This is a genomic window from Pseudomonas sp. P7758 (assembly GCF_013386485.1).
In the GTDB taxonomy this organism is placed as follows: Bacteria; Pseudomonadota; Gammaproteobacteria; order Pseudomonadales; family Pseudomonadaceae; genus Aquipseudomonas.
In genome coordinates this window covers 1-1,309 of record NZ_JACARS010000257.1, presented here as the reverse complement: position 1 = coordinate 1,309, position 1,309 = coordinate 1, and the positions used below count along the sequence as shown (strand labels likewise).

The 1,309-nt window shown below is 60.5% G+C and carries 1 protein-coding gene; it reads left to right on the top strand.

The window, feature by feature from the left end; translation table 11 throughout:
- The first annotated feature begins 103 nt into the window (after positions 1-103).
- Positions 104-1,219 carry a Gfo/Idh/MocA family protein gene (locus HX873_RS31315; RefSeq protein WP_177123838.1) on the top strand — a complete coding sequence of 372 codons (1,116 nt, stop codon included), beginning with the start codon at positions 104-106 and terminating at the stop codon, positions 1,217-1,219.
- Positions 1,220-1,309: the final 90 nt, after the last annotated feature.

Genomic DNA, 1,309 nt, shown 5'->3' with positions numbered 1-1,309 from the left:
AAGTGTGGTCGTCGAGAATGAATTTTTATTCTATGTGTTGAGTTTTGGGAATATTTATTCCATAAATAGGCTTCTCAATACAATAATTCGAAGGAACCCGGCTATGCGCAAACTCGGAATCGGCCTGATTGGTACAGGCTTTATGGGGCGTGCCCACGCCTTGGCGTTTAATAACGCGCGGGCGGTGTTCGAGCTGCCGGTGAAGCTCACGCTGGCCGCCCTGGCCGATGCCGATGCCGAGCGCGCAATACGCTGCGCCAATGACTGGGGGTTTGCCCAGGCCCATGGCGACTGGCAGCAGTTGATTGACGATCCCAAGGTGGATGTTGTCGCCATCACTACTCCCAACCATTTGCACTACCCCATGGCCATGGCTGCGCTGGCGGCGGGCAAGGCGGTGTATTGCGAGAAGCCGCTGGCGGTGAGCCTGGAGCAGGCGGCCGCGATGCGTGATGCGGCGAGCAAGGCCGGGGTGGTGACGCGGGTGGGTTACAACTATCAGCACAACCCGATGATTGGTTTGGCCCGGCAGTTGATCGCCCGCGGTGAGTTGGGGGAGATCATCAGTTTTCAGGGGGAGTTCAGCGAGGATTTCATGGCGGATTCGGCGTCGCCGTGGTCTTGGCGCTGTGAGGTGGGACATGCCGGCGGTGCGTTGGCGGATCTGGGCAGTCATTTACTGTCCATGGCGCGCTATTTGGTGGGGGATGTGGTGAGTGTGTGTGCCGATACGCAAACGGTGCACGGGCAGCGGCCTGCCACCGCCGGGAGTGAGACGCTGCGGGAGATTGCGGTGGATGACCAGGTGCATGCGTTGTTGCGGTTTGCCAATGGGGCACGGGGGACGGTGAGCAGTAGCTGGCTGAAGCATGGGTATAAGAATCACCTGAGCTTTGAGATCAGTGGCACGCGGGGCACGTTGTTGTTTGATCAGGAACGGTTGAATGAATTGCAGCTGTTTCGGGTTGGGCAGGAGGGGTTTCAGCGGGTGTTGGCGGGGCCTTCGTTGCCAGGGTATGCGGCGTTCAGTCCGGCGCCGGGGCATCAGTTGGGGTACAACGAGTTGAAGACGCTGGAGGTGCATGAGTTGGTGATGGCGTTGGCCGGCAAGGGCAGTGACGGGACGGATTTTGCGGCGGCTTGGGAGGTTGAGCGGTTGGCGGCGGCGATTCGGGTGTCGGCCAAGGAGGAGCGGTGGGTCAGGCTGAATGAGGTCTAAATGTGGGAGCGGGCTTGCTCGCGAACGCGGTGGGTGAGCCACGGCATGTGGCGGCTGACACACCGCTTTCGCGAGCAAGCCCGCTCCCAC